Annotated in this window: 3 protein-coding genes and 1 tRNA gene; 1 reads left to right on the plus strand and 3 read right to left on the minus strand. The window is 75.5% G+C overall.

The window, feature by feature from the left end:
• Positions 1–1,738: DEAD/DEAH box helicase family protein (locus HMPREF3099_RS05255; protein ID WP_168168446.1), on the minus strand; the 1,738-nt coding region annotated here is incomplete at its 3' end.
• Positions 1,739–1,793: 55 nt separating this feature from the next.
• On the opposite strand from HMPREF3099_RS05255, the gene HMPREF3099_RS05260 reads away from it, so the two are divergent.
• Positions 1,794–1,865, plus strand: a tRNA-Arg gene (locus tag HMPREF3099_RS05260).
• 111 nt (positions 1,866–1,976) lie between these two features.
• Here the strand turns inward: HMPREF3099_RS05260 and HMPREF3099_RS05265 are convergent.
• Together HMPREF3099_RS05265 and HMPREF3099_RS05270 are read right to left on the minus strand one after the other, a co-directional pair.
• Positions 1,977–2,441 carry an SRPBCC family protein gene (locus HMPREF3099_RS05265; RefSeq protein ID WP_070704930.1) on the minus strand — a complete coding sequence of 155 codons (465 nt, stop codon included), beginning with the start codon at positions 2,439–2,441 and terminating at the stop codon, positions 1,977–1,979.
• A gap of 81 nt (positions 2,442–2,522) precedes the next feature.
• The coding region (locus tag HMPREF3099_RS05270) for an ATP-binding protein (RefSeq protein WP_371327509.1) at positions 2,523–3,133 on the minus strand (611 nt) is incomplete at its 5' end.

Below are 3,133 nucleotides of genomic sequence, written 5' to 3' on the forward strand. Positions count from 1 at the left end.
GGTCGGCACCGTGCTCCTGCAGCAGCTCGCGCACGTGGGCGCGGGTCCGGCGGGCCTGCAGCCCACCGAGCGGACGCGGCGCGCGACCACCGTGGGCGGCGGACCAGGCGTCGAGGTCCTCCTCGAACACGGCGGGCCCGAAGCGCTGCACGGTGAGCCGCACGGAGCGGGCCAGGCGCAGCAGGCGCAGCCCCTCCTCCAGCGAGCCGACCGGCGGCACCCCGAGGCTCTCAGCCACGGCGGCGAGGTCGTCGCGCACCTGCTGCAGGCGACCCTCGGCCAGGCCACGGGCCACCGCGGCCAGGCGCTGCGCCTCCGCCTCGTCGTCGGCGTGCACGCCGAACCAGGCGTTCTCCCGCGCCCGCACCGACCACGCGCCCCGGCGGGCCAGGTCCGTGAGGTCGGCCTGCACACCCGGCAGGTCGGCCACGCTGATGCGCTGCACCACCTCGTCGTCCAGCGGCACCACCACCGAGGGCGGCGTCGGCGTCCCCGCCAGGGCGGCCAGGCGCTGGTGCAGGTCGTGGACGCTCACGCCCCACGGCTGGCGCTTGTCGTGCACCGTGGCCGCGTGCCCCAGGTGCTGTGCCAGGGCCTCGTCGAGCGACGTCCGCGAGGGGTCCGCCGTGGACACCGGGGCCGGGTCGCCGCCCTCCACCAGGCGCTCCAGCGCGGCGGTGAGGGCGGCGTGCTGGGTGACCTCCTCGTCACGCGTGCGGGCCACCCCCCAGGCCACGGGCACCTCGGACTCGGCCCAGTTGTCGATGACGGCGGCCACCTGGCGGCGCACCGACGCGTCCGCCGCGGCCACCAGCACCGTGCGGCCGTGCGCCACGGCATCGGCCACGAGGGCCGAGCGCAGGCTGGTGCGGCCCGTGCCCGGGCGGGCCTCCACGAGGACGTCCTGCTCGGCGGCCACCAGGTCGAGCACCTGCAGCTGCACGGCATCGAGCGGGCACACCACGTTGCGGGTCACCCCGGCCACGCGGGGCAGGTGCGGGGCCACCGGGTTGGTGTCACGGCCGCCGGTGGCCGCCGCCAGCTGGGTGACCAGGCGCGAGGGCGCGGCGGTGACCTCCGCCAGGTCGGCGATGCCGGCGTCCTTGGCGTGCGTGAGCGTGGCCAGGCGCTGCCCCGAGCGGACCGTGAAGCCGGGCACGGCGCGGCAGAGCATCTCCAGGTGGCGCAGCAGCGGGTCGTCGGTGCGGGCGTGGAGGCGGTCGACCATCTCGGCGAGCACCACCGGGTCGAGGTCCACGCCGTGGGAGACGCGCAGGAAGCGCAGTAGGGCCGGGTTCACCTCGGGGATGCCGGTGAGGGCGAACTCCACCTCGCTGCGCGCCGGGTCCACCACGGTGACCCGGGCCGGGCGAAGCACCACCGCGGCGGCCGGGGCGAGCGTTCCCGGGACGTCCCAGGTGGCGGTGCCGGAGGTGACGAAGCAGGTGGTCAGGCCCCAGTCGTCCTCCATCTCCTGCGCGCGCTCGGCGATGGCGAGGGCCGTGGCGAGGGCGCGGGCGCGCGGCCCGGGGGCGCGGACGAGGTCGCTGAGGAGCACCGGCTGGCCGGAGAGCAGCTTGGCCACGCCACCGGGGTGGGCGGCCACCAGGTCCAGGGACAGGCCCGGCCGCGGACCCCAGATGAGGCTGTTGCGCCCACCCGAGTCGGCGAGGGCGGACGACCACGCGGCGGACGTCGCGCGACCGACGGGGGTGGGGGACTGGGGCTCGGTGCTCACAGGGGCAGGGTAGTTGCCCGCGGACCCGTAGACTGTGCGACCGCGCGACGCACCCGCCCTCGTAGCTCAGGGGAAGAGCACTTCTCTCCTAAAGAAGGTGTCGCAGGTTCGAATCCTGCCGGGGGCACACGCACAGGACCCCGCTCCGACGGCCAGATCCGGCCGGGGAGCGGGGTCCTGTGCGTGGGGCGTGCGTCCTTCGTGCGATCCGCGTGCCCCTGTCGTGCCCCTCGCGGGGTCAGTCGACCTCGGCCGCGAGCTTCTCCAGCGAGTCCTCGAGGGCCTCCTGCGGCACCAGCGGGAAGCCGACCTTCTGCAGAAGGGCCTCGTCGGTGACCTCGGACCAGTCGTAGGAGACGGTCACGAGGGTGGAGTCCGGACCCTGGGCCTCGAGGGTCCACGCCCACTCCCAGCCGGGCGGCTCGGTGCCGGCCGGAGCGGTCTTCCAGGCCAGCGACTGGTTCTTGTTGTACCCGGTCACGTGGTTGTCGGTCTGGTACTCGCCGCCCATGTGGTCGCCCTCCATGTTCATGGTGAACACCTGGCCGACCTCGGTGATGCGGTCGCCGTGGCCGACCGAGCGGACGAAGCCCGAGCCGTCGAGCTTCACGTGGTTCTCCGGCAGGGAGAGCACGTCGAAGACCTCGGCGGTGGAGGCCGGGATCTCGCGCTGGGCACTGATGCGGGTGGGCTTGTCGTTCATGAGCACCTCCTGGGTGTCCGGTCCGGGCGCGCCCCGTGGAGCGGCGCCCGGCCCCGCCGTCGGCGGGATTCGCCCTCCACGCTAGTCCGTGGCCCGTCCGGACGCAGCCGCGGCGGCCCGCAGGTCGTCGGTGTGCACCACGTGGGCGCCGGGGACCGCGTCGTAGCGGCCGGGCGTGCAGGTGAGCACGATGACCTGCGCGTCCTCCCCCGCCCGCCCGAGGGCACGACCCATGCTCCGTAGACGGTCCGGGTCGGTCCACCCCAGGGCGTCGTCGAGCACCACCGGGACGCCCTCACCGGGGTCCACCACACGGGCCACGGCCAGGCGGCTGAGAACCGCCAGCTGCTCCCGGGCGCCGGTGGAGAGGTCCGCCAGCGGGACCGGCACCCCGTCCACGGTGCGGGAGGTGATGGCGAGGTCCGGCGAGACGTCCACGGAGAAGCCGTCGCCGTGGACCACGGCGCCGAGCTCCTCGAGGGCCTCCCGGAAGGGCCGTACGTACGCCGCCTGGGCCTCGGCCCGACGGGCACGCAGGGTCTCCAGCAGCAGGCGCAGCGCGTCCGCCCGGGCCTGCACGCGGGCAAGGTCGGCCGCGAGGTGCTCCCGCTCCGCGCCGGCCCGGGCCAGGGCGTCCGCGCGGCCCTCCTTGCCGACCTGCTTCACCATGCCCTCGGCCTGCTGGTGCTCGT

This window comes from Kytococcus sp. HMSC28H12 (assembly GCF_001816045.1).
In the GTDB taxonomy this organism is placed as follows: Bacteria; Actinomycetota; Actinomycetes; order Actinomycetales; family Dermatophilaceae; genus Kytococcus; species Kytococcus schroeteri.